Here is a 26,718-nt window from a genome sequence, read left to right as displayed (position 1 = left end):
CTCACAACCGATATCGCGTCCGCAGGCAAGGGCCACCCGAAACCTGACTGGTGGTTTAGCGTCGCCAAAATGTGCAGCAGGCCGCTCCGGGTCGCCAGACACAGAACTGTTTTCTTTAGCGGCTAGCTAGGATTAATTGTGCGCGCTCCAGACCTGAGGATTCGTCGATGCAGCGATTCGAAAATGCCCGTGATGCGGCACTGGCGCTTCGTCCCGACGATCCGGTCTATTGTTTCCGCCCGCAGGTGCTGACGGAGGATGCCCTGCAGTTCATGGGCATGTTTCCCGGCAAGACCGCTTATGCGGTCAAGACCAATGGCGAGCAGATCGTGCTGAAGACGCTGGTCGAGGCCGGCGTCGGCACCTTCGACGTCGCGTCGCCCGGCGAGTTCGCCGCCGTGCGCGCGGTCTCGGCGGATGCCGAGATGCTCTACATGCATCCGGTCAAGGCACAGTCGGACATCAAGCTGGGCCTCGAGAAATACGGCATCCGGGTGATCTCGCTCGACCATGAGGACGAGATCACCAAGCTGACGCGGGTGGTGAAGGCGCTCGATATCGACCCGGGCGCCATCACCGTCTTCGTGCGCATCCAGACCAAGGGCCATGCGGCTTACGAATTGTCGAAGAAATTCGGCGCCGGGCCGGCCAATGCCGTCGAGCTTGCCGAACGCCTGAACCGCACCGGTTACAAGGTAGGGCTTTGCTTCCATGTCGGCAGCCAGATCGAGGATCCCGACACTTATGAGCGGGCGCTGGCCTCGGCCGACTGGGTGCGCAACCGCCTGACCTTCGACATTGCCGGGCTGGATGTCGGCGGCGGCTTTCCCGCCGAATACGGCCACGATCCCAACCGCAGGCAGGTCGAGATGCCTTCGCTCGGCCAGCTTATGTCGCGGCTGGCCGGCGACCTGAAAGAATATCAGTTCGACCAGATGCCGCTGGTGGCCGAGCCCGGCCGGGTGATCGTGGCGCGGTGCCTGTCGCTGATCGTGCGGGTGCTGCTGCGCAAAGGCAAGCGGCTCTACATCAATGACGGCATCTGGGCCTCGCTATCGGATTCATGGACCGGCAAGATCACGCTGCCGGCCCGCTTCATCCCCGATCCCGCGATCCGCACGCGCAACGGCGACGAGAAAACCATCGTGCCGTTCAAGGTCTGCGGCGCGACCTGCGATTCCGTCGATATCCTGTCCAGACCATTCTGGCTGCCGGAAACGGTCGACACCGGCGACTGGATCGAGATCGGCCATATCGGCGCCTACTCGCTGTCGCTGAGGACCCGCTTCAACGGCTTCTTCCCCGACACATTTGTCGAGGTGACGACGCCCTTCGACGAGGGCGACGCGCCGCAGGGGTTCGCCAGCCTGGAGACGATGGCGGATTAGCGAATAGCGAATGGTGGGTAAGCGAAAGAAGCGCCGGCCAACCCTATTCGCTAATCTCTATTCGCTCTCACAGCTTGGCCAAAAGCTCGGGCGTCGGCCAGCCATCTACCGGCAACCCGAGCCGCGTCTGCTCCTTGCGGACCGCTTCGCGCGTGTTGGTGCCGAGAATGCCGTCGACCGTGCCGACGTCGTAGCCCTTGGCTTCGAGCTTGGTTTGCAGGGCCTTCATCTGGTCGCCGCTCAGGCCTTGCTCGGGCGTGCGCGGATCGAATTGCGGCGCGCCGGCAAGGCGCGTGGCAAGCACGGCCGCCGTCAGCGCGTAGGTGAAGGACTGGTTCCATTCCAGATAGACATCGAAATTGTCGTAGGTCAGGAAGGCGGGACCCTTGCGGCCCATCGGCAGCGCCAGACCAGCCTTGAGACCATTGTCGATGAGCGGGTTGCCGTTGGGTTCGGTGACACCCCATTGCGCCCATTGCGACAGCGGCAGCTTGTTGGTGCGGCCGGTCTGGTCCCATGGCATCTCGTCGGGAACGCGCACTTCCTGGACCCAGGGCTGGTCGCGCTTCCAGCCGCGCCACATGATCTTGTCGGCCGTGGTCATGATGACGTCCGGCACGCTGTTCCTCAGATCGACCTTGCCGTCGCCGTCGCCGTCGACGCCGCGCGCCAGATAGTCGGTTGGCAGGATCTGCGTCTGGCCGATCTCGCCGGCCCAGGCGCCCTTGACGTCGGCCGGCAGCACGCCGCGGTCGATCAAGGTGAGTAGCGGCACCAATTGCTGCCGGAAGAGCTGAGGGCGGCGGCAATCATGCGAAAGCGTCACCAGCGCATTCAGCGTGTGGAAGTCGCCTTGGACGGCACCGAAGTCGGTCTCCAGTCCCCAGAAAGCAGCGATGATGGCCGGCTGGACGCCGAACTCCTTGTCGGCGCGGTCGAAGACGTCGGCATATTTCTTCAGATTGGCCGCGCCCTGCTTTAGGCGGTAGGCCGAGATCATGCGGTTGGCGAATTCGGTGAAGGTCTGGGTGAAGACGCCCTGGGCGCGGTCGCGCGCCAGCGCCCGCTGGTCGATGGTGGCGTCCTCCAGCGCGTCGAGCCCGACGGCGCCGACGCCGGCCGCCTTGGCTTCGGCCGCGACGCCCTGCTTCCAGGCCTCGAAATCGCCGCCGCATTCCTGTGCCGCGGCCGGGAGCGCAAACGCGCCGACAAAGAGCGCCGCCAGGATTTCAACGCGCAATCGCATCGCTTTCCTTTCGAGACCGGCGCATGACCCCGTCGAGATCCGGACCGGGATCGGACAGGCGCATGCGAGGATTTCAAAGTTCGGGAGCCGCGCCAGGCACTCATACGAGTGCGCCGCTCCGGATTACCAGCGGTTGCATGTTTCGCCGCCCGCCGTGTCGAAAAGCAGGCGGGACGGCCGATGTCAACGGGTGTTCTGCCGCAGCCACTTCTTCCAGGCGGCTTCCGAGCCGTTGAAGACGTTGATGTCGGACTTGCCGGTCATGCCGGGCACGATGCCGGTTCCGGTGTACTGCCAGAAGGTGAAGGGATGACTGCCGTATTTTTCGCGCGGATGGCCGGCGACCGAGCGCAGCCAATAGGGATAGCCGCGGAAGGTCGCCAGCTGGTTGTCGTCGAAGAAGTCGATCGAGGTGTAGATGATCGGCTTCTTGCCGTAGTAGCGCTCGACCATTTGGAGGAAGACGGTCATTTCGCTGCGCACGGTGGCCGGATCGGGACGCAGCCTGCAGGTCGGCGATTTCGGGTTCCATTCCATGTCGAGCACCGGCGGCAGCGCCGACGGGTCTCGCGGGACATTGGCGATAAACCAGCGCGCCTGGGTTTCCGCCGGGGTGCAGAAATAGAAGAAATGGTAGGCGGCGCGCGGAACTCCGGCCGCTTTTGTACGCGCCCAGTGCTCGTTGAAATAGTCGTCGAAACGATCGCCGCCCTCCGTCGCCTTGATGAAAGCGAAGGAGATGCCGCTGGCCCTGGCGGTCGGCCAGTCGATCGAGCTCTGGTATTTGGAGACGTCCGTGCCGTGGATGGCGTAGGTCCATGGCGCGCCGCTGTCCCACTCATGCGGCTTGGAGTCCTCGAATTTGGGCGCGCGCACGGCAACCGTCTGCGACGACGGCGACAATGGTGAGAGGTCCTCCACGGTCGAGCAGGCGCACAGCAGCGTAAGCATCAGGATGGCCGCAAGACGGCGCATGATATCCCCCGAGCCGGGATCAGCCGGCCGCTGATGGGTCCTTCATTGATGGCGGTCGCTTTCGCGGGCCCCTCCGGACGATCGCCCCACAGGACCGTCCTAGTCGCTCATTTGATCGCCGAACATGGTTGATAATCCATTGACGGCGCTCGACGATGCCGGCGATTTTGCGGAAGCAATGGCGGCAAATCGATGACATAAATCGAGCCGGCGAATTCAAAAGGCGGGGAAAGATGCGGGCTGTCGTGAAGTTCATCAAATGGCTGCTTGGGCTCGTGATCCTGGCGGTGGCGGCACTCTTCGCCTGGCTCTATTTCGCGCCACCGGAGCTGATCCGCGTCGGCTCCGGCTATTCGGCCAAGATCGTCTGCTCGAATGTCTTCATCGCCGGCCGCAACGCCAAAGAGGTCCTGGCCGTCGACGTGCAGGCGCCCGGCCATCCGTTGCTCAAGCTGATGAAGGTCTCCGTCGACAAGGAAAGAGGACTGGTTTCGGCGGGCTTGCTTTGGGTTCTCGGCAAGAGCGTTGCCGTCGAGCGCGATGGCGTCGGCTGCGCCTCGGTTCCGGACGGCGATACCGGCAAGGCAAGGCAGATATCGCTGCGTGCCGCGCCGCCGGCGGCGGCGCAGCCCGACGCGCTCTGGCCCGATAGCGAGCGTGTGAATGCTTCGCAGCACCCCGAAGTCGCGAAGATCGTCGACGATGCCGCCATGGCCGGCATCGGCATGCGCGCCATCGTGGTCGTGAAGAACGGCCGCGTCGTCGCCGAGCGTTATGGCGAGGGCTTTTCGGCCAAGACGCCGCTGCTCGGCTGGTCGATGACCAAGACGGTGAATGCCGCGATCGTCGGCACCCTGATCAAGGAGGGCAAGCTGGCGCTTGACAACAAGGGCCTGTTCAAGCCGTGGAAGGCCGATGGCCGCGCGGCCATCAGCCTTGCCGACATGATGGCGATGTCGAGCGGGCTGGCGTTCAACGAGGATTATGGCGACGTCGCCGACGTGACGCGCATGCTTTATCTCGAGCCGGACATGGCTCGCTTCGCCGAGGCCCAACCGCTGGCCGGCGAGGTGGGAAAAGTGTTTTCCTATTCGAGCGGCACAGCGGTGATGCTGTCGCGGCTGTGGCAGGATGCGGTCGGCGACAAGGCGAAGGCGCTGGCATGGCCGCGCACGGCGCTGTTCGAGCCGCTCGGTATGCACAGCGCGGTGCTCGAAACCGACGAGCAAGGCACGTTCGTCGGCTCGTCCTATCTCTATGCCACGGCACATGACTGGGCGCGCTTCGGCCAGTTCCTGCTGCAGGGCGGCGCCTGGAACGGAAACCAGATCCTGCCTGCCGGTTTCGTCGACTGGATGCGCGGGCCGGCACCCGCCTCGAAGGTGTACGGCAAGGGCCAGGTCTGGATCGAGGGGCCGGGCGATGAGGAAAATCCCGGCGCGGGCGTCGCTGCAGGCCTGCCCAAGGACACCTATTGGATGGAGGGCCATGACGGCCAGACGGCGGCGATCATTCCGTCGGAGCAGTTGGTGGTGGTTCGGCTTGGATTGACGCCGGGCAAGTTCGGCTATCGGCCACAGAGGATGGTTGGGGCGCTGGTGAAGGCGCTGCACTGATCGCGTTTGCTATTTGCGGGATCCGATCACGCCAAGATAAGCATAGCCGCGATAGAGCGTTCTGAAACGGAAGGTTGCGCCGGTGCGCTGCGATTCCGATTCAAGCACGTCGCGCAGCGAGGCGCGCGGCGCGACATGGAACTTCCGCAGCCAGCCGCGCAGCAGGGCGCGGAACCAGCGCGGCAGGCCTTCCTGCTGGCCGAAGTCGACGACATGCAGCGAACCACCAGAGGCGAGCGCGGCAAGGGCGGCCGATACGGTCTTTTCCCAGCCGGGGATCATCGACAGCGAATAGGAGATGAAGACGCGGTCGAAGCACTCGATGCCGAAGAGAGCCTTGGCGTCGAAATCGGTGGCGTCGCCGCGCGCCAGGCTGACTTTGCCGGAGAGACCTTCGCGAGCGATGGCCGCGTTTGCCGTCTCCAGCATCTCGGCCGAGATGTCGAGGCCGAAGAAACGGGCCTCCGGATAGCGGCGGGCGGCAAGGGCGATGTTGCGGCCGGTGCCGCAGCCAAGCTCCAGCACGGTGCCGCCTTGCGGCACGTCCAGCCCGTCGATCAGACGGTCACGGCCGAGCAGATAGTATTTGCGGGTCAGGTCATAGATATGGCGCTGCCAGCGGTAGACGCCGTCCATCAGTTCGGCATGGCTGGCCGGCAGCTCCGTCGTGCTCATGCGGCGCGCTTTACATAGAGGTGGAAGCCGCCATAGATCGCCGAGCGGTCTTTTGCCGAGAATTCGCGCGAGGCGTCGGCCTCGTAGGTCCATTGGTCGAGCAGCGAACTGGAGACACGGCCGGGCAGGAGGCTCGGTTCGGCCGCGGTGCGGAAGATGACGCGCGCGCCGGCCGAAGCGGTGCGGGTGATCTCGGTCCACAGCGCGTTGAGCAGGTCGTCGGTCATCCAGTCCTGCGCGTCGAGCAGGACGAAGCGGTCGACGCTGCCCGCATCCTTGGCGGCCAGGAATTTGATCAGATTGGCGTGGTGGATGGCGACGCGATCGATGTTGTCGCGGATCGTCTTGTAATTGCGCTCTTCCAGATAAGCAGGCAGCGCCGCCTCGCGGGGCTGCGGATAGCGGCGGGCAAAGGCCTGCCAGGCGAAGTAATTGTTCTTGAGTGGGAAGTCGCAAGCGAGCTTTTCCAGCCGCGCCTTGAGCACGCTCGCCATGGTGCCATCGCCGGAGGTGATCAGCGAGTCATACTGCGCCGGCGGGATACCCAGGCCAAACAGCGATGCCTTGCGCGAGGTCGCCCAGCGCAGGAGCTTCTTGTCGAAGACCGGCGCCAACTCCTCGTTAAAGAAGCGGCGCTGCTCGCCGATGTTCTCCGCCTTCATGATGCCGGCCGGATCAACACCGAACAGCTTGCCGACGCGATGACCCATGGCGATGAAGAGGCCGAGCAGTCCGGTCTGGTAGAAGTTGCGGTCGAAGACCGAGATGCGGCGGCGGCCGCGCCAATTGCGGCGCTCCCAGTAGTGGCGGCTGACCGGATCGAGATGCGGCGCGATGAAGCGATCATAGGCATCCGAATTGTGGCTGGTGCCGGCGGCGCCGAAGAAGCGGAACAGGTCGCCCTGCGACGGCAGGTGGCGCACCGCCTCCAGCTTCATGCGGTTCAGCGCGATGTGCGCGGCATTGAGATCGACGGCGTCGATCCTGGCCGGCGTGCGGGTGAGGTAAGCCAGAATGTTGCAGCCGCCCGAGGCGATCGTGACGACCCGGTGCCCGGCGCCAAGCTGCATGGCCTCCATGTCGACATCGGGATCTTCCCAGATCTGCGGATAGACGAGGCCGGAGAACAGGAAGGCGAAGAGCCGCTCGGAAATGCCGTCCTTCGACAATGCCCGGTTCTGGTAGACCGCCTTTCCGACTTCCTTGCCTCGACGATAAACGAGTTCTCCGGATACGTCCGACATGGAAAGGTGATTCCCCGTTTGCGTTGGCGCAAGCGGGTAGCGCAGCGGCATGACAGGGAGGTGACAGCCTGTTGACGCTGTTCTTACGCCTTTCCGAACGCTCCGGGTGTCGGCGTGGTGACGATGACGGCCTCGCCGGCATTGAGCGTGGTCTGGTCGCAGGCCTTCAGAACGTCGACCGATCCGTCATTGCGCCTGACCTTGGTCGAGCCGGCCTCGCCGTCGCCGCCGCCTTCGAGGCCCTGGGGCGGGCGATTGCGGTGCGAGGACAGGATCGCGCATTCCATCTTTTCGAGGAAGCGGATGGTGCGCCTGGTGCCGTCGCCGGCGTTCCACTTGCCCTTGCCGCCGGAATCCTTGCGGATATGGAAGTCTTCCAGCACGACCGGGAAGCGCAGTTCCAGCACCTCAGGGTCGGTAAGGCGCGAATTGGTCATGTGGGTATGGACGCCGGACGTGCCGGCGAAGCCGCGCCCGGAATTCATCCGGCCGGCCGGCGAGCCGGAGCAGATCGTCTCGTAATACTGATATTTCCTGTTGCCGAAGGTGAGATTGTTCATCGTGCCTTGGGCGTTGGCCATCGCGCTCATCGCACCGAACAGCGCGTTGGTGACATGCTGCGAGGTCTCGACATTGCCGGCAACGACCGCCGCCGGATAGGACGGTTTGAGCATGCAGCCATCCGGAATAACGATGTTGATCGGCCTGAGGCATCCGGCATTCATCGGGATCATGTCCTCGACCATGACGCGGAAGGCATAAAGCACCGCGGCGCGGGCGACCGGCTCCGGCGCGTTGAAGTTGTTCTTCATGACAGGCGAGGTGCCGGTGAAATCGACCGTCGCCTCGCGCTTTTGCCGGTCGACGGTGATCTTCACCTTGATCACCTGGCCGGTGTCGGTTGGATATTCGTAAGCCGCGCTGTCGGGGAGCCGCTCGATCACGCGGCGCACGCTTTCGGCGGCATTGTCCTGGACATGGCCCATATAGGCTTCGACCACATCGAGGCCGAAATGCGCGACCATCTTGCGCAGCTCCGCCACGCCCTTTTCATTGGCGGCGATCTGCGCCTTCAAGTCGGCGATGTTCTGGGCCGGATTGCGTGCAGGGTAGGGATGGTCGGTAAGCAGCGTCTCCAGCTCCTTCTCACGGAAGCGGCCGCGGTCGACGATGCGGAAATTGTCGAACAGCACGCCTTCCTCGTCGACCGTTGTCGCCAGCGGCGTCATCGAGCCCGGCGCGGTGCCGCCGACATCGGCGTGATGGCCGCGCGATGCCGCCCAGAATAGGATCTCGTTTAGCGCATCGTCGAAGACAGGCGTCACCACGGTTATGTCGGGCAGATGCGTGCCGCCATTGTAAGGGGCATTGAGCGCAAACACGTCGCCGGGATGGATGTCGCCGGAATTCAGGCGAATGATGGTTTCGACGGAACGGTCCATGGAGCCCAGATGCACCGGCATATGCGGCGCGTTGGCAACCAGCGCGCCGTGGCGGTCGAACACGGCGCAGGAAAAATCGAGGCGTTCCTTGATATTGACCGAATAGGCGGTGTTCTGCAGCGTCACGCCCATCTGTTCGGCGATCGACATGAAGAGGTTGTTGAAGACTTCCAGCATCACCGGATCGGCTTCGGTGCCGAGCGCCGCGGCACGCGCCTTTCTTTCTGTCCGGCGTATCACGACGTGATTGAGACTGGTGATTTCGGCGCGCCAGCCCGGCTCGACGACGATGGTCTGGTTCGGCTCGATGATCAGTGCGGGCCCGGCGACAGTGTGGGACGGCCGCAGGTTTTCACGGCGGTAGACGCCGGCCTCGTGCCAGCGGCCTTCGGTGTAGAAGCGCCGATTTTCCGAAGGCTTGGCCTCAACTCCTGCCGGTCCGACAGGGGCGCAGGCCTCAGCCTTGTCCTGTCGAGCGGCTTCCATGCCTTCGACGGCGACCGTCTCGACGACGATCGGCTTGTCGTCATAGACGAAACCGAACTGCGCCTTGTGCGCCGTCTCGAAATCGCTCCTGGCGCGGAAGATCGAGCCATGCTCGAAATTCACCGGCAGCGCCGTGTCGGTACCGTCATAGCGGATGTGCAGGACTGGTCTCGTTGAAACCGCGTCCTCCGCAATGCCTTGCTCGCCAAGCTCGGCGATGACGTCGCCGCGCAGTGCCGTGATGAGTGCCTCGATCGCCGCGCGGGATTCTTCGGCAAGCGGCTGCAGCAGACCCTGTTGGCGCGTGGCGAAGACCGACGAGAGGCCGATGCCGTAAGCCGAAAGCAGGCCGGAGAAGGGATGGATCAGCACCGCCTCCATGCCGAGTGCATCGGCGACCAGGCAGGCGTGCTGGCCGCCGGCGCCGCCAAAACAGTTCAAGAGATACTCGGTGACGTCATAGCCGCGCTGCACCGAGATCTTCTTGATGGCGTTAGCCATGTTCTCGACGGCGATGGTGACAAAGCCTTCGGCGACCGCCTCGGGCGTCCGGCCGTCGCCGATTTCGGCGGCAAGTGCCGCGAATTTTTCGCCAACCGTGCCGATGTCGAGCGCCTGGTCCTGGCCGGGCCCAAAAATCGCCGGGAAGAAATCGGGCTGCAATTTGCCGAGCATGACATTGGCATCGGTGACGGCGAGGGGGCCGCCGCGCCGGTAGGCGGCCGGGCCGGGATTGGCGCCGGCGGAATCCGGGCCGACGCGGAAGCGGCCTGCTTCGTAATGCAGGATCGAGCCGCCGCCGGCGGCGACGGTGTGGATGCGCATCATCGGCGCGCGGATGCGCACGCCGGCGACCTCGGTGTCGAAGGCGCGCTCATATTCCCCATCGTAATGGGCGACGTCGGTCGAGGTGCCGCCCATATCGAAGCCGATGACTTTTTCGAAGCCGGCGAGCTTCGCCGTCTCGACCATGCCGACGACCCCGCCAGCCGGGCCGGACAGCAGTGCGTCCTTGCCCTGGAACAGGTCGGCAGCGGTCAGTCCGCCCGACGACATCATGAACATCAGGCGCGGGCCGGCGCCCAACTCGCCGGCCACCCGCTGCACATAGCGCGACAGGATCGGCGACAGATAAGCGTCCACCACGGTGGTGTCGCCGCGGCCGACCAGCTTGATGAGCGGCGAGACCTCGTGGGAGACGGAAATCTGGCTGAAGCCGATGTTGCGGCAGACCTTCGCGACGGCCTTTTCGTGGTCCGGATATTTCCAGGCATGCATGAAGACAATAGCGACCGCGTCGATGCCGTCGGCCTTGGCCTGTTCGATCGCCGAGCGGCAGGCCGCGATGTCGAGCAGGCGTTCGACGCAGCCGTCGGCGCGCACGCGCTCGTCGATCTCGATGACGCGCTCATAGAGCTGCTCCGGCAGGATGATCTCCTTGGCGAAGATGTCCGGCCTCGCCTGATAGGCGATGCGCAATGCATCGCGAAACCCCTGGGTGATCAGCAGCAGCACGCGGTCGCCCTTGCGCTCGAGCAGCGCATTGGTGGCAACGGTCGTGCCCATTTTGACGTCGCCGATCGCGTCGGCGGAAATGGCGGCGCCCGCTTTCAGACCCAACAGGTCGCGGATGCCCTGGATAGCGGCGTCCGCATAGGCCTCGGGATTTTCGGACAGGAGCTTTCGGGGGTGCAACCGGCCCTGCGGATCACGGCCGATGATGTCGGTAAACGTGCCGCCGCGGTCGATCCAGAAGTCCCATTTCTCAGTTCCTGCGGCTGCCGGCATTCTGCTTATCCATTCATGTCTTCGAGCGCATGTTCTGCTGGTTTGGGATTTTCAGCGCCAGCAATCGTAAGTTGATGTTACACATCGAAATGCAACGTTACGAAACCGGCAGCTTGCTGATGCATTTCCCCTGCGACCGCTCACCGAAATGTGAGCGTCTGCTGAAGGAGAGATAGCATGAAGAAGCTCATTCTGGCGTCGGTCTCGGCGCTCGCCCTGCTGGGGGTCGCGGCTTGCAGCGACAATGGTACCGACAAGACCACAACCCAGAGCACCAATCCGCCGGCCAACGAGCAGCCCATGAAGCCGGCTTCGCCCGACGCTTCGAAGCCCGCCGAACCGGCTCCGGCAACAAATCCGGCACCTGCCGCGCCCGCGCAGTAAGGACCGACCACAGTCTCGAAGAAGGCCGGCGCTGCCGGCCTTCTTTTTGCGCCGCCGGTCGGCACATCGCCAGTCACCTGCGGCATCGTCCCGGCTTGATAGAACCGCCCGGTTCGCACTATGAAGCCGGCATGTCGATTTGGGACCGCCTTGGCGACTTCATCGCTCGTGTTTCGTCGTCGGCGTCCTCGGGCGTCGCGGATGTCGTGGAAGCCGTGCGCACCGTGTTTTCCGGCGATCCGGATCTGCGCCGGCGCGTTGCCTTCTCGGTGGCGATGATCGCGCTTTCGGCCAAGATGGCCAAGGCCGACGGCATCGTCACGCAGGACGAGGTGCGCGCCTTCCAGGAAATCTTCGAAGTGCCGCCGAACGAGACACGTAACGTGGCGCGGCTTTACGACATCGCCAAGCAGGATGTCGCCGGCTTCGAGATCTATGCCCAGCGCATGGCGCAGCTCTGCGGTTCCGGCCATGCCAACTGCATGATGCTGGAAGATATCCTCGACGGTCTCTTCCATATCGCCAAAGCGGACGGCCTCATTCATGAGCATGAGGGCCAATTCCTGCATCGCATCGCCGAGATCTTCCGGATCGACGAGGCGCATTACGAGGCGATCCTGTCCAGGCACGTCAATCTCGGCGCCGCCGATCCTTACGTCGTTCTGGGCATCGAACGCGGCAAGCCGTTCGAGGAGGTCAGGAAACGCTATCGCAAGCTGATTTCCGACAATCACCCGGACAGATTGATCGCGCGCGGCCTGCCGCAGGAATTCATCAAGATCGCCACGACCAGGGTCGCGGCGATCAATGCCGCCTATGAGATGATCGAGCGGGGCCTCAGGCACGTATGAGCGGTTTCCTGCCCGACCAGCCGGGTGCCGAGGTCCGGGTGTCGCCGAATTTCGGTCCGCGCCGCGCGACGCTCCGGCCCGACATGATCGTGCTGCATTATACCGGCATGGCAAGCGGCCCCGGCGCCGAGGCATGGCTGTGCGATCCGGCGAGCGAAGTCTCCTCGCATTATCTTGTTCATGAAGATGGCCGCATCGTCCAGATGGTGCGCGAGAGCGACCGCGCCTGGCATGCCGGCAAGAGTTCCTGGCTCGGATGTACCGACATCAACTCCTGTTCGATTGGCATCGAGATCGTCAATCCCGGGCATTCGCTGGGCTACAAGGCTTTCCCGAGGCGGCAGATCGGTGCCGTGATCGAGTTGTGCGCGGGTATTGTGGGCCGTTATTCGATCCCCGCGGCAAGGGTGCTCGCGCATTCGGACGTTGCTCCGGGTCGCAAGATCGATCCTGGCGAAAAATTTCCTTGGAAGGCGCTGTTCGCGGCCGGTGTCGGCCATCTGGTACCCGCGGCGGCGATAAAGCCCGGCGCCGCGCTGAAGGCCGGCGACACCGGCGCCGATGTCGAGGCGTTGCAGTCGATGCTGGCGCTCTATGGCTATGGCGTTGAGATATCTTGTGTCTACGACCGGCAGACGGAAATCGTGGTGGCGGCGTTCCAGCGACATTTCCGGCGGCGGCTGGTGGATGGCGTGGCGGATAAATCGACGATCCGCACGCTGGAAAGGCTCCTGGCTTCCGTAGAGGCAGCCCCGCTCGAATAGCAACGACAAGTTGCTTAAATTACAACCTGTCACTTAAAGTGAATTGCGCCGCCTTTATTGCCGCCAATTCCGCCTCCAAATGCCTCTCCCGCAAGTCGTCGGGCGTCTATCCCCCCGGATGGTCCGATGTTGAATTGGCATAGCTGCGTGAAGTTCTTCGCGCGGTTCTAACAGAACAGGACTACATGCAAAAATTGACCGTCGTAGCGGCAGCTGTTGCTGCCGGAGTGATAAGCTTTGCGTTCAACCAGGCCAACAGTTCCCCGCTAAGCCCCAGGGCAGATAATGGCTTCACAGCCGCTCCTGCGACGCCCAAGAGCGCCGTAAGCGTCAAAACACCCAAAACCGCGAAGGCTGTTCCGGCCAAGATACAGAAGGCCGCCGCAACCAGGGTGACACAATCGACAGCCAAACGAGCCAAGCGCAACAGGCAGACCATCGACCTGACCGCGACAGCTTCCATCCATCCTGAGAAACCGGCGTTGTTGTCCTCTGCGACGGGCGACCGCCAGTATTCGGCGATCGTTGCCCGTTATGCCGCAAGCTATGGCGTGCCGGTCTCGTTGGCCACGGCCGTCATTAAGATCGAAAGCAACTACAGGCCGAACATGGTCGGCAGCGCCGGCGAGATCGGCCTGATGCAGATCAAGCCGGCCACGGCGCGCATGATGGGTTACACCGGCTCGGCCAAGGGACTGTTCGATCCGGACACCAACATCAAATACGGCATGAAATATCTTGCCATGGCGCAAGGTCTCGGCGGCGGCACCACCTGCGGCACGATCCTCAAATATAATGCCGGCCATGGCGCGACGCGGATGAATCCGATTTCGGCCGCCTATTGCAGCAAGGTGAAGGTGCAGATGGCGGCCTTGGGCTCGCCGGCTTAAGCCGAAGTGGATTTGTTGGGCAACGCGTGTCGTCCAGGCATGTCGTTGCCCAGATTCACTGCCTTGGGTGCCTCCCTAGCTTTTTCGTTTGCGTTTTCAGGCGGGAATCCCTTTATACCCGCTTGTCAGCTGGCCGGGCGGCCGCGCCCGCGAGAACCGAAAGGTTGCGGGTGAGGAAAGTCCGGGCTCCATGGAGACACGGTGCCGGCTAACGGCCGGCGGGGGCGACCCCAGGGAAAGTGCCACAGAAAGCAAACCGCCGCGGCATTGCCACGGCAAGGGTGAAAGGGTGGGGTAAGAGCCCACCGCGCGACTGGCAACAGGAGCGGCAGGGCAAACCCCACCGGGAGCAAAACCGAATAGGGGCGGTACGAGGGGAAACCTTCGAGGGCTGTTTCCGGCCCACCGTCCGGGTAGGTTGCGTGAGGCGCGTGGCAACATGCGCCCAAGATGAATGGCCGCCACGTTCTCGCCGCGAGGCGAGGGCCATACAGAACCCGGCTTACAGGCCAGCTGGCATTTTTTCGCAGCGATAGCTGAATGGGATCAGGAGGTTAGGCCGACAGGCGAATCTTCTGATTCAGGCATTCCGCAATACAGCCTCCGCGGCATGGTCAAACCTGTCCTTGAAGCTGGTGCGATTAAATCGTACCATTGGGAGAAGAGCAGGAGTGCATCATGGGCCAGGTCGATAAACGCAGTATCACCCTTTCACCGGAACTGGCGGCTGCGGTCGACGATGTCGTCGCTGCCGGCGAATACGCCTCGGCCAGTGAAGTGATCCGCGATGCACTCAGGCAATGGAAGGAGCGGCGCGACCTGCTCGGCTATACCCTCGAGGAATTGCGGGAATTGGTGCAGGAAGGCATCGACAGCGGACCCGCGCTGGACGGCCCCCCCTTAATGGAGCGATTGCGCGCTAAATATGCGAAGATGGCGGAAGCCAAAGGCGCTGACGAGTGAAGTACCGCCTGCTTCCACAGGCATTGGTCGACCTCGAAGCTATCGGCGACTACATCGCTGCTCGGAACCCAAACGCCGCAGTCCGTTTTGTGGAAAATCTTCAGAGGCGATGGGATTTGCTGATCCTTCATCCCCGATCAGGCGCACCGCGCGATGATATCTTGCCGGGCGTCCGCCACCTCGTTGTCGGGGAGTATCTTACGTTTTATCGGATTGGCAACGACGCGATCGAAATCCTTCGCGTCCTGCATGGCCGGCGCAAAATCGAGGCTGACGATCTGATATAGCGGACTAGGCGCCGAGCTTGTCCAGCGACGCCTCGATCGCCTTCCAGAGTTCCTCGACCGGTTCGCAGCCGATCGCGAGACGAACGAAGCCCGGCGGCACAGCGTCGCCGCGTTTCGAGCGCCGCTCGGCCGATGTGTGCACGCCGCCGAAGGAGGTTGCCGATTCAATCAGCGCGCAACCGTCGATGAACGCCTCGACCTGTTCTTCGGAAGCGAGCTCGAAGGAAATCAGGAAGCCGAAGCGCTCCATCTGGGCACGCGCCAGATTGTGCGAGGCATCGCCCTCGAGCCCGGGAAAGCGCAGGCCGCTGACGGCGCGATGGTCCTTCAGCCGCCGCGCGATGGTTTCGGCCGACGAGCACATGCGGTCGAAGCGCACTTCCAGCGTTTCCAGGCCGCGATGCACCAGCCATGCCTCGAACGGTCCGGGGATGCCGCCGACCGTCTCGCGCCAATCCTTCACCCTGGCGACAATGTCCGGATCGCGGCTCGCGACATGGCCGAAGAGAACGTCGGAATGGCCGTTGATCGCTTTGGTGTCGGCCGAGACCACGATGTCGGCGCCAAGATCGAGCGGGCGCTGGCCGAAGGGCGTCATCGTCGTGTTGTCGACGATCAGGGTTCCGCCTTGCGCATGGACGGCCTTGGCGACGGCGGCGATGTCGCAAATATCGAGCCGCGGGTTCGACGGACTTTCGACGAAAACCGCCCGGTAGCCGGCAAAACCGCCGTCGAGCATGCTTGCCGTCGGCCGCACGTCATAGGCGACGCCGAATGGTTTCAGGAAACGCTCGGCCAAGGCCCGCGTCGTGTGATAGCCGTCCGACGGCAAGAGGATGCGGTCGCCCGATTTGACGAGCGCGAAAAAAGCAGCGGAAATAGCGGCCATTCCCGACGGAAAAATAACGCATTGCGCGTCTTCCAGATGGCCGAGCGCATGCTCGACGGCATGCCAGGTCGGGTTGCTGAAGCGGCCATATTGGTCGAAGCCCGTTGCGTCGCCAGGCGCATGGAAAATCGAGGCCATGGTCAGCGGCAAGGGGATAGGATCGCCCTTGGCGAAATCGGCGCTGCGCAGATGGGCAAGTGTCGCGGCGCGGGACTTCGCAGTGTCGGACATCGGCTCGATCCTTCGGGCAGAAAACTTCCACCGACGCTATGCGCGCCGGCTGTGCGCAGCAAGCTGCGTCTTTTTAGGCCAGAGGGCTCTAAACGCTTCGTTAGGCTTAATAGACGATAAAGACGAGACGTGTCTTCAACCTGCGCTTTCTGGTTGTGGCGTGCATGTTTGTGATGCCTGTTCCCGTTGACGCCCATAGTGCCCCATGATATCCCATTTAAATCAAGCTTTCGTTCCGCGTCAGGGTGAAGCGTACGCCAATCGGGCAGCCGCGGCGGCTGTGCGTTTGCCGGTTTTTGCCTCGGTGAATGAAGCGATTTGCCGCGAATGCGGCGAGGGCGCGGAGAACAACATGAGGGGTGCAGCGGCAACAGCGGCTGTAGCGTTTATTGGACCGGTTTCTGTCAAACACGGTGAGCAGGATCGATGCGAAGGGGCGGGTGTCCGTTCCGGCGCATTTCCGCGCCGTGGTGCAGAAACGCGGCTATGCGGAACTCTACGCGCTGCGCTGCCTGGACCTGCCGGCCATGGATGTCGGCGGCCTCGACCTGCTCGACCGCTACGAGCAGCGGATCGCGCTGGAAGATCCATTCCTGCAGACGACGGACGACATGTCGTTCTTCTGCCATGGAGACGGGACATTTCTGAAGTTGGACCAGGACGGCCGCATCACCATGACCGATTTCATCCGCGAACATACGGGCATCTCGAACGAGGTGGCCTTTGTCGGTCGCGGCAATTTCTTTCAAGTATGGGAACCGGGACGGCTTGCCGCCTATGGGGCGCAGGCGCGGGCCAGGCTTTTGCAGCTTCGGCAGGGGACGAAGCCCGGGGAGCGATCGGAATGATGGTTGGCCACGGCGATGACCCTCACGCCGTTGGCGGACTGGCCCGTCACATTCCGGTCCTCCTTGCCGAGGTGCTCGACGCGCTCGCGCCCAAGGCCGGCGAAACGATTGTCGATGGGACATTCGGCGCCGGCGGCTACACCAGCGCCATCCTCAAGCGCGGCGCTTGGGTCGTCGCCATCGACCGCGACCCGGAGGCGATCGCCGCGGGCAGGGCGCTCGAAGGGCAGGCCGGCGGCCGGCTGAGGCTGGTCCAGGCGCCGTTCTCGACGCTGGATGAGCATGTCGAAAGCGCCGATGGCGTGGTGCTCGATATCGGCGTCTCGTCCATGCAGCTCGACCAGGCGGAGCGCGGATTTTCGTTTCGCGCCGACGGGCCGCTCGACATGCGCATGGCGCAGGCGGGTCTCTCCGCCGCCGACGTCGTCAACACCTTCAAGGCCGGCGACCTTGCCCGCATCTTCGGTTTTCTCGGCGAGGAACGTCATGCCGGCCGCATCGCGCGCATGATCGAGAGCCGACGGGAGAAGAAGCCTTTCGAGCGCACGCTCGATCTCGCCGACGCCATCCAAACGCATATCGGACGGGGGCCGAAGGACAACATCCATCCGGCCACGCGCGTCTTCCAGGCGCTGCGCATCTTCGTCAATGACGAACTTGGCGAACTCGCAAGGGCTCTATTGGCCGCCGAGCGTGTGCTGAAACCTGGCGGTCGGCTTGCCGTGGTGACGTTCCATTCCCTGGAAGACCGCATCGTCAAGCGCTTCATCGCCGACCGTTCCGAAGCCGGCGGCGGCTCTCGGCATATGCCCGATGCGCCGGCGCGCGTTGCGACTTTCCGCAAGGCCGGCGGCGGCGTGACGCCCGGAGAGGCCGAGCTGGACGCCAATCCGCGCGCGCGCTCGGCCAGGCTGCGCGCGGCGATCCGCACAGATGCCCCGGCGCGCGCCGACGATTTTTCGATTTTCGGCCTTCCAAAGCTTCCCGCCGTCGAGCGGCCGGGGGAGAGGTGAGCACGTGTTTCGTACCAGCGACATAGTCCTGATCGCCGTCATGGTCTCGGCTGCGGCCCTGACCTACAAGACGAAGCGCGAAGCCGAACAGCAACTGGCGGCGGTGCAGAAGATCCAGGCGCAGATCCACTACGAGGAAGAAACGATCGACCTCCTCAAGGCGGACTGGAGCCTGCTCACGCAGCCGTCGCGACTGCAGAAGCTTGCCGATGTCTATAAGAGCCAACTCGGACTCGAACCGGTCAGCGCGCACCAGATCGGCAGCCTCGACGACATTCCCGTGAAACCCTTGACCATCGAGGACCTCTCCTCGCAGCGCCTTGGCGGCATGGCCGACAATTCGGGGAAGGAGCCTGCGGACGGCAAGGATCCAGTGGTCACCGGGAGCACCGTTCAATGATCAGCAGGCTTCCAAGGATCGGTGACCTGCTGAAGCGCCGAAAGAAGCAGGCTGAGGACGGCTCGATCGTCGTCGACGCCGCTCGCAAGGCGACGGGCGGCAAGGCAAAGACACGCATCGTCATGACTATGGCGGTGTTCTTCACCATCTATTCGACCATTGCCGGCCGGCTCGTCTATCTCGGCATGCAGAATCCGGATCTTTCGGGCGGCCCGGAGAACCGGGTCACGGCGTCACGTCCGGACATCGTCGATCGCAACGGCGAGGTGCTGGCAACCGACATCAAGACCGCGTCGCTGTTCGCCGAGCCGCGCCGCATCGTCGACGCCGACGAAGCGATCGAGAAATTGTCGACCGTGCTGCCGGAGATCGACTACGAGCAGACCTATCGCAAGCTCAAGAGCGGGGCCGGCTTCGTCTGGCTGCAGCGCCAGCTGACGCCGAAGCAGCAGGCCGACATCCTGGCGCTGGGCGTCCCCGGCCTCGGCTTCCGCACCGAAAAGCGGCGCTTTTATCCGAGCGGCGAGACCTCGTCCTATATCGTCGGCCTCACCAACATTGACAACCAGGGCATCTCCGGCATGGAGAAATATATCGACGAGCAGGGGCTGAGCGATCTGCAGGCGTCGGGGCTCGCCGTGGCCAAGGATCTCAAGCCGGTCAAGCTGTCGATCGATCTGCGCGTCCAGCATGTGGTGCGCGACGAGATCGCCGCCGGCCTGGAGCGCTATCGCGCATTGGGCGCCGGCGCCGTCGTGCTGAACATCAAGACGGGCGAAGTGATGGCCATGGCCTCGGTGCCGGACTTCGATCCTAACAATCCGTATAATGCGCAGGAAAAGGATCGGCTGAACCGCATGTCGGCGGGTCTCTACGAGATGGGATCGACCTTCAAGAGCTTCACCTCGGCCATGGCGCTTGATTCCGGCAAGGCGACAATGAACAGCCGCTTCGACGCTTCGCATCCGATCCGGGTCGGCCATCAGGCCATCCACGATTTTCACGGCAAGAACCGTGTGCTGTCGTTGCCGGAGGTGTTCCTCTATTCGTCCAACATCGGGTCGGCCAGGGAGGCCGAGCTGGTCGGCATAGAGGGGCACCGCGAATTCCTGCACCGCCTCGGCATTCTGGACAGGATGCAGACCGAACTGCCGGAGGTCGCGCGCCCGACCGAACCGAAGGTCTGGAAACAGGTCAATTCGTTCACCATCGCCTTCGGCCATGGCGTCTCGACGACGCCGCTGCAGGCCGCTGTCGGCTGCGCGGCGCTGATGCAGGGCTATCTGATCGAGCCGACATTCCTTGTGCGCAGCGAGGAGGATGCAATGGCGGTGGCCAAGAAAGTTGTCAGCGACAAAACGGTCGAAGGCATGCGCTACCTCTATACGCTCAATGCCGAGAAGGGCTCGGCCAGAAACGCCAGGGTCCCCGGCTACCGCGTTGGCGGCAAGACCGGAACGGCCGAGAAGGTCATCAACGGCCGCTACTCCAAGGACTTGAATTTCAACACTTTCGTCGCCGCCTTCCCGATGGACGATCCGCAATATCTGGTGTTCACGATCGCCGACGCCCCGCATCCTGAAAAGCCCGGTATGACGGACGTTGCCGCCAACAATGCGGGGGTCATGGCCGGCAACATTATCAGACGCGCGGCCGCCATGCTTGGCGTGAAGCCAGATTTCAGCCATGAAAATGGTGCAACGCTGGTTTCCTATCAGTGATTCTTGGGGCGCGCCGGCAACTGCGCGCTATTTTGTTGCGGTGAACGGGACTCAATGCATCTAAAAGATCTAGCCGGCATCCTGCCTGTCGAGGGAACAGCTTCCCCCGATCTGGAGGTGACCGGACTTTCCTCCGATTCCCGCGCGGTAAAGACCGGCGTCGTCTTCTTCGCGCTTGCCGGCAGCAAGGCCGACGGCTCGGCCTATGCGGCCGATGCCGCGGCCCGCGGCGCCTCGGCGATCGTCACCGGCAGGGGCACGACCGTCTCCGGCCTGTCAATCCCGGTTCTCGCCGTCGATGATCCGCGCCTGGCGCTGGCGCTCAGTGCAGCGCGCTTCTTCGGCCGCCAGCCGGAAACCATGGTCGCCGTCACCGGCACCGCCGGCAAGACATCCGTCGCCGCCTTCACCCGCCAGATCTGGGAGCAGGCGGGTTTTGCCGCCGCCTCGATCGGCACGACCGGTGTCGTGGCGCCCGGCCGCAACGAATATGGCTCACTGACGACGCCCGATCCGGTGGCGCTGCACCGATTGCTCAAGGAACTGGCGGATGCCGGCGTCACCCACGCCTCCATGGAAGCCTCGAGCCACGGTCTCGACCAGCGTCGCCTCGACGGCGTGAAGCTGGCCGCCGGCGCCTTCACCAATCTCGGCCGCGACCACATGGATTACCATCCGACGGTCGAGGATTATCACCGCGCCAAGCTGCGCCTGTTCGACACGCTGCTGCCGAAGGGTGCGCCGGCGATCGTCTTTGCCGACGACCCGTGGTCGGAGCCGACCATCAAAGCAGCGAAGGCGGCGGGGCTGAAAGTGCTGACCGTAGGCCGCCATGGCGATTTCCTGACGCTCAAGCGGGTCGAGCACGAACGCCGTCGCCAGCGCGCCGAAATCGTGGCGGACGGTGTGCTGCATGAGGTGGACCTGCCTTTGGCCGGCGATTTCCAGATCGCCAACGCGCTGGTCTCGGCCGGGCTTGCCATCGCGACTGGAACAATCGCGGCCAAGGCCTTGGCGGCATTGGAGAAATTAAAGGGCGCGCCGGGCCGGCTCGATCTCGTCGGCACCACCGCGGCCGGCGCCCCCGTCTATGTCGACTATGCCCACAAGCCCGATGCGCTGGAAAATGTGCTGACCTCGGTGCGGCCTTTCACCACTGGCCGCGTCGTGGTGGTGTTCGGCTGCGGCGGCGACCGTGACCGGGGGAAAAGGCCGATCATGGGCGAGATCGCGACCCGGCTCGCCGATATCGTTATCGTCACAGACGACAATCCGCGCACCGAATTGCCCGAGACCATCCGCGCCGCGATCCTTGCCGCCGCGCCCGGCGCCATCGAGATCGGCGACCGCCGCAAGGCGATCCACGACGCGGTGGCGATGCTTCGCGCCGGCGACACGCTCATCGTCGCCGGCAAGGGGCATGAGGAAGGCCAGACCATCGGCGCAGAAACCTTCCACTTCTCCGACCATGAGGAAGTGCGCGAGGCGCTGAAGGAGCGCGCCGCATGAACCTGCTGTGGACGTCGGAAGCGCTCATCGAAGCCATGGGCGGCAGGCCGATCGGCTCGTTGCCGGAGGGCATCACCGGCATTTCGATCGACAGCCGCAGCCTGGAGCCCGGAGACGCCTTCTTCGCCATCAAGGGCGAGGCGATGGACGGCCATGATTTCGCGACAGCGGCGGTCAAGGCCGGAGCGGCCGTGCTGGTCGTCGCCGAGGGCAAGCTGCCCTCGCTCGGCCGGCTGACGGCGCCGATGATCGTCGTGCAGGATGTCCTTGCGGCGCTTGAGAAACTTGGTGTTGCGGCCCGTGCCCGCTCGAAGGCCAGGATCATCGCGGTCACGGGCTCGGCCGGCAAGACGACCACCAAGGAAGCGCTGCGCCATGTGCTGTCGGCGGTCGGCAAGGTGCACGCCTCGGCGCAGTCGTTCAACAACCATTGGGGCGTGCCCCTGACGCTGGCGCGCATGCCGCAGGACTGCGACTACGCGGTCTTCGAGATCGGCATGAACCATCCGGGCGAGATCAGGCCGCTGGTTAAGATGGTCAGGCCGCATGTCGCCATCGTGACGATCATTGCCGCCGCCCATCTCGGCTTCTTCAAGAACCTCGACGAGATCGCCATGGCCAAGGCGGAGATTTTCGAGGGGATCGAGCCCGGTGGCGCCGCGCTGCTCAACCGCGACGATCCACGTTGGAAGCTGCTCGGGAAAATTGCGAAAGAGGCGGGCGTCGAGCATGTGTTCGGCTTCGGCGAAAATGTCCGCTCGGCCTTCCGCCTTGTCGGCTGCGAGCTTCATGCCGACCATTCCGACATCGCCGTCAAGATCGGCAAAAGGGACCTGACGGCCCGTGTCGGGGCGCCCGGCCGCCATATCGTGCAGAACGTTCTGGCGGTGCTTGGCGCTACGCAGCTGGTCGGAGCCGATGTCGACAAGGTCGCGGCCGCGCTTGCAGACCTTTCGGCCGAACGCGGGCGCGGCCGGCGCCACGTCCTGCATCATCCCAACGGGCCGATCACGCTGATCGACGAGAGCTACAACGCCAATCCGGCGTCGATGGCGGCGGCGATGGCGCTGCTCAACGCCACGCCGGTCTCGGGCGAGGGCCGGCGCATCGCGGTGCTCGGCGACATGCTGGAGCTCGGCAGCCATTCGGCCAAGCTCCACGCGGCGCTCGCCGAACTGATCGTCGGCACGGGCACGCGCAACGTCTTTCTCGGCGGGCCGGAAATGCAGGCGCTGGCCGAGGTTTTGCCGGCCGATATCCAGACGGAATATCGGGCGGGAGCCGATGAGCTGAAGCCGATCGTGATCTCCGCGCTCAGGCCTGGCGACGTGGTGATGATCAAATCGTCGAAAGGCATCGGGTTTTCAAAGCTGGTCGAGGCGTTGCTCGGCAAATTTCCGGCGGAAGCCACAAACATTAAGCCGGCCTAGGTCGGGTTCCGGGGGACGGAAGGACCATGTTCACACTGCTCGTCGATTTCGCGGACAAGATATCGCTCTTCAACGTCTTCCGCTACATCACTTTTCGCACCGGCGGCGCGCTGATCACCGCGGCGCTGATCGTCTTCATCTTCGGGCCGACGATCATCAATTCGCTGCGTCTGCGGCAAGGCAAGGGCCAGCCGATCCGCGCCGACGGCCCGCAGACGCATTTCAAGAAAGCGGGTACGCCGACCATGGGCGGGCTGATGATCCTGTCCGGCATCATCGGTTCGTCGCTCTTATGGGCGAACCTGTCCAGCATCTATGTCTGGGTGGTGCTTTTGGTCACCGTCGGCTTCGGCTCGATCGGCTTTTACGACGACTATCTCAAGGTCACCAAGCAGTCGCATCTGGGCTTCTCCGGCAAGGCGAGGCTTGCAATCGAGTTCATCATCGCCGCCATCGCAGCGTGGGTGATCATGCATAATGGCCAGGCGCCGTTCTCATCGTCGCTGACTTTCCCCTTTGCCAAGGAATTCCTGATCAATCTCGGCTGGTTCTTCGTGCCGTTCTCCTGCTTCGTCATCGTCGGCGCAGGCAATGCGGTGAACCTGACCGACGGTCTCGACGGCCTGGCGATCGTGCCGATCATGATCGCGGCGGCGTCCTTCGGCGTCATCGCCTATCTGTCGGGTAACGCGGTCTTCGCCGAATATCTGCAGATCCATTTCGTGCCTGGCACCGGTGAGCTCGCCGTCGTGCTCGGCGCAGTGATCGGCGCGGGCCTGGGCTTCCTCTGGTTCAACGCGCCACCGGCCGCGATCTTCATGGGCGACACCGGCTCACTGGCGATGGGCGGGCTGATCGGCACCATCGCGGTCGCCACCAAGCACGAGATCGTGCTGGTCATCGTCGGGGGCCTGTTCGTGGTCGAGATCCTGTCGGTCATCATCCAGGTCGGCTATTTCAAAATGACCGGCAAGCGCGTCTTCCTGATGGCGCCGATCCATCACCATTTCGAAAAGCTCGGCTGGACCGAGAGTCAGGTGGTGATCCGCTTCTGGATCATCGCCGTCATCCTGGCGCTGGTCGGCCTCTCCACCCTCAAGCTCAGATAGGACTTGCTGCTTGATCCCCGCCGCTTCCTTTTCCGGCAAACGCGTTTCGCTCTTCGGGCTTGGCGGCTCGGGGATCGCCACCGCGCATGCGCTGATCGCAGGGGGCGCCGAGGTGCTGGCCTGGGACGACAATCCGGACAGCGTCGCCAAGGCCGCCGCCGCGGGCATTGAGACCGGCGACCTGCGTGGAGCCGACTGGCCGCGTTTCGCTGCCTTCGTGCTGTCGCCAGGGGTGCCGCTGACGCATCCGAAGCCGCATTGGACGGTGGAGCTCGCACGCGGCGCCGGCGTCGAGGTGATTGGCGACATCGAGCTGTTCTGTCGCGAGCGCAACAGCCGCGCGCCCGCAGCACCCTTCATTGCGATCACCGGCACCAACGGCAAGTCCACGACGACGGCGCTGACGGCGCATATCTTGAAGTCGGCGGGACGCGACATGCAGATGGGCGGCAATATCGGCCGCGCCATCATGACACTCGATCCGCCCGAGCCTCAGCGGCACTATGTGGTCGAGTGCTCGTCATATCAGATCGACCTTGCGCCCTCGATCAACCCGACCGCCGGCATCCTGCTTAATCTCACGCCCGACCATCTCGACCGGCACGGCACGATGGCGCATTACGCCTCGATCAAGGAGCGGCTGGTCGCCGGCAGCGACACCGCGATCATCGGAGTCGACGATTCCTGGTGCGCCCAGATCGCCGACCGTCTGGAGAGGGCCGGCCGGCCGGTCGTTCGTATTTCCAAGCGCCTGCCTTTGACCGACGGCTATTTCGCCGACGGCACCAATCTGATGGAAGCGGTGCATGGCCGTTACAGCCGCGTCGCCTTCCTCGAAGGCATCGGTTCGCTGCGCGGCCAGCACAATGCGCAGAATGCGCTGGCCGCCGTAGTCGCATGTCTGAAAGTCGGGCTCGAGCTCGGCGAGATCCAGGCCGGGCTGGAAAGCTTTCCCGGGCTTGCGCACCGCATGGAGCAGGTCGGCCGCAAGGACCATGTGCTGTTCGTCAACGATTCCAAGGCGACCAATGCCGACGCGGCCGCACCCGCGCTGTCGAGCTTCGCCAACCGCATCTACTGGATCGCCGGCGGCCTGCCGAAGGAAGGCGGCATCGAGCCGCTGCGCGGCTTCTTCCCGCGCATTGCCAAGGCCTATCTGATCGGCGAGGCGGCGCCCGCCTTCGCGGCGACGCTAGGCGAGGCAGTGCCATACGAGATATCGGGAACGCTTGCGGCGGCGGTCGAGCATGCCGCCCATGACGCGGCAAACGACACCGGCGGCGAAGCCGTGGTGTTGCTTTCGCCAGCCTGCGCCAGTTTCGACCAGTTCAAGAATTTCGAGGTTCGCGGCGAAGCCTTCAGGCAAGCTGCGACTGCTATTGATGGGGTCAAACCCATCGGAGGGCCACGTTGATGCAAAGCCGTCTCGACAAAAGTCCTGTTGCCACCTGGTGGTGGACGATCGATCGCTGGTTCCTGGCCGCGTTCCTGTCGCTCATGGGGCTAGGCATCATTTTGTCCTTCGCGGCCAGCCCCGCAGTGGCCGAGCGTATCGGCCTCGACAGCTTTCACTTCGCCACCAGGCAGGTCATCTTCACCATCCCGGCGCTCATCGTCATGCTTGCGGTGTCCTTCCTGGAGGCGCGGCAGATAAGGCGCATGTCGCTGGTGATGCTCTGCATCATGCTGGTGCTGATGGTGGCTGTGCTCTACATCGGCGTCGAGGTGAAGGGCGCGCGGCGCTGGGTGTCGCTCGCCGGGCTTTCCATCCAGCCTTCCGAATTCCTGAAACCCGCCTTCGTCATCATCTGCGCGTGGCTATTTGCCGAGCACAAGCGCCAGCCCGACATTCCCGGCAATCTGTTCGCCATGCTTTTGCTTGCGCTGGTCATCTCGCTTCTGGTGGCGCAGCCCGACCTCGGCCAGACCATGCTGGTGACCGGCACCTGGGGCGTGATGTTCTTCATGGCCGGCCTGCCGTGGCTGTGGATCGTGGCTCTCGGCATGGTCGGGGCAAGCGGCCTGTTCGCCGCCTATTCCGTGTTCCCGCATGTTGCCTTGCGCATCGACAAATTTCTGACCGGCGAAGGCGATACGTTCCAAGTCGACATGGGTCGCGAGGCGCTGATCAACGGCAGTTGGTTCGGTGTTGGGCCGGGCGAAGGAACCGTCAAGCGCATTGTTCCGGATGCTCATACCGACTTCGTCTTCTCGGTCGCGGGCGAGGAGTTCGGGCTGATCATGTGCTTCTTCATCATGTCGATCTTTGCCTTCATCGTGCTGCGCGGCTTGAGCATCGCGCTCAAGGAACACGATGATTTCACCCGCTATGCGGTCGGCGGCCTCGTCACCGTCTTCGGTCTGCAATCGGCCATCAACATGTGCGTGAACCTGCAGCTGATGCCGGCCAAGGGCATGACGCTGCCCTTCATCTCCTATGGCGGCTCCTCGCAGATCGCCATCGCCGTCTCGATGGGCATGGTGCTCGCATTGACGCGCAAGCGTCCGGAAAAGCGCAAGCAGATGGGCTTCGTCCTGTCGCAGCGCGCAATGCCGGCGGAATGAGGCA

At 63.7% G+C, this 26,718-nt stretch carries 23 protein-coding genes and 1 other RNA gene; 18 read left to right on the top strand and 6 right to left on the bottom strand.

The features are described 5' to 3' along the window. Positions 1-167: 167 nt before the first annotated feature. Positions 168-1,388, top strand: a complete 1,221-nt coding sequence (locus tag O7A05_RS05110; protein ID WP_337091883.1) for an alanine racemase — start codon at positions 168-170, stop codon at positions 1,386-1,388. A gap of 67 nt (positions 1,389-1,455) precedes the next feature. Here O7A05_RS05110 and O7A05_RS05105 read toward each other — a convergent pair whose 3' ends face one another. Together O7A05_RS05105 and O7A05_RS05100 are read right to left on the bottom strand one after the other, a co-directional pair. Beyond that, positions 1,456-2,634, bottom strand: a complete 1,179-nt coding sequence (locus tag O7A05_RS05105; RefSeq protein WP_337091882.1) for a lytic murein transglycosylase — start codon at positions 2,632-2,634, stop codon at positions 1,456-1,458. A gap of 183 nt (positions 2,635-2,817) precedes the next feature. Then, positions 2,818-3,609, bottom strand: coding sequence for a glycoside hydrolase family 25 protein (locus O7A05_RS05100; RefSeq protein WP_337091881.1), 792 nt, complete (start codon positions 3,607-3,609; stop codon positions 2,818-2,820). A 233-nt stretch (positions 3,610-3,842) separates the two neighbouring features. On the opposite strand from O7A05_RS05100, the gene O7A05_RS05095 reads away from it, so the two are divergent. Continuing rightward, positions 3,843-5,225 carry a serine hydrolase domain-containing protein gene (locus O7A05_RS05095; RefSeq protein WP_337091880.1) on the top strand — a complete coding sequence of 461 codons (1,383 nt, stop codon included), beginning with the start codon at positions 3,843-3,845 and terminating at the stop codon, positions 5,223-5,225. Between the two features lie 9 nt (positions 5,226-5,234). Here the strand turns inward: O7A05_RS05095 and O7A05_RS05090 are convergent, their stop codons facing one another. From O7A05_RS05090 to O7A05_RS05080, 3 genes are read right to left on the bottom strand one after another with little or no spacing between them, the layout of a single operon-like run. Further along, positions 5,235-5,900 carry an SAM-dependent methyltransferase gene (locus O7A05_RS05090; RefSeq protein WP_337091879.1) on the bottom strand — a complete coding sequence of 222 codons (666 nt, stop codon included), beginning with the start codon at positions 5,898-5,900 and terminating at the stop codon, positions 5,235-5,237. Then, on the bottom strand, positions 5,897-7,195 hold the full coding sequence (locus O7A05_RS05085; protein WP_337091878.1) for a BtaA family protein: 1,299 nt from the start codon (positions 7,193-7,195) through the stop codon (positions 5,897-5,899). The genes O7A05_RS05090 and O7A05_RS05085 overlap by 4 nt, the downstream gene beginning before the upstream one ends. 32 nt (positions 7,196-7,227) lie before the next feature. Then, complete coding sequence (locus O7A05_RS05080; RefSeq protein WP_337091877.1) at positions 7,228-10,860, bottom strand: hydantoinase B/oxoprolinase family protein; 3,633 nt, start codon at positions 10,858-10,860, stop codon at positions 7,228-7,230. Between the two features lie 177 nt (positions 10,861-11,037). Here O7A05_RS05080 and O7A05_RS05075 point away from each other — a divergent pair, with 177 nt between their 5' ends. From O7A05_RS05075 to O7A05_RS05045, 7 genes are all read left to right on the top strand, one after another. Further along, entirely contained in the window at positions 11,038-11,244 is a 207-nt protein-coding gene (locus O7A05_RS05075; protein ID WP_337091876.1) for a hypothetical protein, read from the top strand. Positions 11,245-11,375: 131 nt separating this feature from the next. After that, positions 11,376-12,095, top strand: a complete 720-nt coding sequence (locus O7A05_RS05070; protein WP_337091875.1) for a DnaJ family molecular chaperone — start codon at positions 11,376-11,378, stop codon at positions 12,093-12,095. Beyond that, positions 12,092-12,859, top strand: a complete 768-nt coding sequence (locus tag O7A05_RS05065; protein ID WP_337091874.1) for an N-acetylmuramoyl-L-alanine amidase — start codon at positions 12,092-12,094, stop codon at positions 12,857-12,859. The genes O7A05_RS05070 and O7A05_RS05065 overlap by 4 nt, the downstream gene beginning before the upstream one ends. A gap of 185 nt (positions 12,860-13,044) precedes the next feature. Continuing rightward, positions 13,045-13,749, top strand: coding sequence for a lytic transglycosylase domain-containing protein (locus O7A05_RS05060; protein WP_337091873.1), 705 nt, complete (start codon positions 13,045-13,047; stop codon positions 13,747-13,749). Positions 13,750-13,874: 125 nt separating this feature from the next. Continuing rightward, positions 13,875-14,270: RNase P RNA component class A (rnpB, locus tag O7A05_RS05055), an RNA gene on the top strand. Between the two features lie 157 nt (positions 14,271-14,427). Then, positions 14,428-14,712 (top strand): type II toxin-antitoxin system ParD family antitoxin, encoded by a 285-nt coding sequence (locus O7A05_RS05050; protein WP_337091872.1) that lies wholly within the window; start codon positions 14,428-14,430, stop codon positions 14,710-14,712. After that, positions 14,709-14,999 (top strand): type II toxin-antitoxin system RelE/ParE family toxin, encoded by a 291-nt coding sequence (locus O7A05_RS05045; protein WP_337091870.1) that lies wholly within the window; start codon positions 14,709-14,711, stop codon positions 14,997-14,999. The genes O7A05_RS05050 and O7A05_RS05045 overlap by 4 nt, the downstream gene beginning before the upstream one ends. A 4-nt stretch (positions 15,000-15,003) precedes the next feature. Here the strand turns inward: O7A05_RS05045 and O7A05_RS05040 are convergent, their stop codons facing one another. Beyond that, a complete protein-coding gene (locus O7A05_RS05040) occupies positions 15,004-16,119 on the bottom strand; it encodes a cystathionine gamma-lyase (protein WP_337091869.1) in 1,116 nt (371 codons plus the stop codon). 389 nt (positions 16,120-16,508) lie between these two features. On the opposite strand from O7A05_RS05040, the gene mraZ reads away from it, so the two are divergent. Genes mraZ through ftsW form a run of 9 tightly spaced genes read left to right on the top strand, consistent with a single transcriptional unit; the run spans position 16,509 to position 26,714 of the window. Then, positions 16,509-16,967, top strand: a complete 459-nt coding sequence (gene mraZ / locus O7A05_RS05035) for a division/cell wall cluster transcriptional repressor MraZ (protein ID WP_337091868.1) — start codon at positions 16,509-16,511, stop codon at positions 16,965-16,967. Next, positions 16,964-17,980 carry a 16S rRNA (cytosine(1402)-N(4))-methyltransferase RsmH gene (gene rsmH / locus O7A05_RS05030; RefSeq protein WP_337091867.1) on the top strand — a complete coding sequence of 339 codons (1,017 nt, stop codon included), beginning with the start codon at positions 16,964-16,966 and terminating at the stop codon, positions 17,978-17,980. Before mraZ ends, rsmH begins: the two co-directional genes overlap by 4 nt. Positions 17,981-17,984: 4 nt before the next feature. After that, a complete protein-coding gene (ftsL, locus tag O7A05_RS05025) occupies positions 17,985-18,380 on the top strand; it encodes a cell division protein FtsL (RefSeq protein WP_337091866.1) in 396 nt (131 codons plus the stop codon). Continuing rightward, the gene (locus O7A05_RS05020; RefSeq protein ID WP_337091865.1) at positions 18,377-20,101 is read left to right on the top strand and encodes a peptidoglycan D,D-transpeptidase FtsI family protein; all 1,725 of its coding nucleotides are present in this window, start codon (positions 18,377-18,379) and stop codon (positions 20,099-20,101) included. The genes ftsL and O7A05_RS05020 overlap by 4 nt, the downstream gene beginning before the upstream one ends. 54 nt (positions 20,102-20,155) lie before the next feature. Further along, positions 20,156-21,610 carry a UDP-N-acetylmuramoyl-L-alanyl-D-glutamate--2,6-diaminopimelate ligase gene (locus O7A05_RS05015; RefSeq protein WP_337091864.1) on the top strand — a complete coding sequence of 485 codons (1,455 nt, stop codon included), beginning with the start codon at positions 20,156-20,158 and terminating at the stop codon, positions 21,608-21,610. Then, positions 21,607-23,040 (top strand): UDP-N-acetylmuramoylalanyl-D-glutamyl-2,6-diaminopimelate--D-alanyl-D-alanine ligase, encoded by a 1,434-nt coding sequence (locus O7A05_RS05010; protein WP_337091863.1) that lies wholly within the window; start codon positions 21,607-21,609, stop codon positions 23,038-23,040. The genes O7A05_RS05015 and O7A05_RS05010 overlap by 4 nt, the downstream gene beginning before the upstream one ends. A gap of 26 nt (positions 23,041-23,066) precedes the next feature. Continuing rightward, positions 23,067-24,149 carry a phospho-N-acetylmuramoyl-pentapeptide-transferase gene (mraY, locus tag O7A05_RS05005; RefSeq protein WP_337091862.1) on the top strand — a complete coding sequence of 361 codons (1,083 nt, stop codon included), beginning with the start codon at positions 23,067-23,069 and terminating at the stop codon, positions 24,147-24,149. Between the two features lie 10 nt (positions 24,150-24,159). Beyond that, a complete protein-coding gene (gene murD, locus O7A05_RS05000) occupies positions 24,160-25,563 on the top strand; it encodes a UDP-N-acetylmuramoyl-L-alanine--D-glutamate ligase (RefSeq protein ID WP_337091861.1) in 1,404 nt (467 codons plus the stop codon). Further along, positions 25,563-26,714: a putative lipid II flippase FtsW gene (gene ftsW, locus O7A05_RS04995; RefSeq protein WP_224581480.1), complete on the top strand. Its 1,152-nt coding sequence runs from the start codon at positions 25,563-25,565 to the stop codon at positions 26,712-26,714. Before murD ends, ftsW begins: the two co-directional genes overlap by 1 nt. Positions 26,715-26,718 lie beyond the last annotated feature (4 nt).

The organism is Mesorhizobium argentiipisi (SeqCode) (assembly GCF_037179585.1).
Lineage (GTDB): Bacteria > Pseudomonadota > Alphaproteobacteria > Rhizobiales > Rhizobiaceae > Mesorhizobium > Mesorhizobium argentiipisi.
Note: the sequence above shows the minus strand (reverse complement) of the source record. Positions and strands in the feature narration are given on the sequence as shown.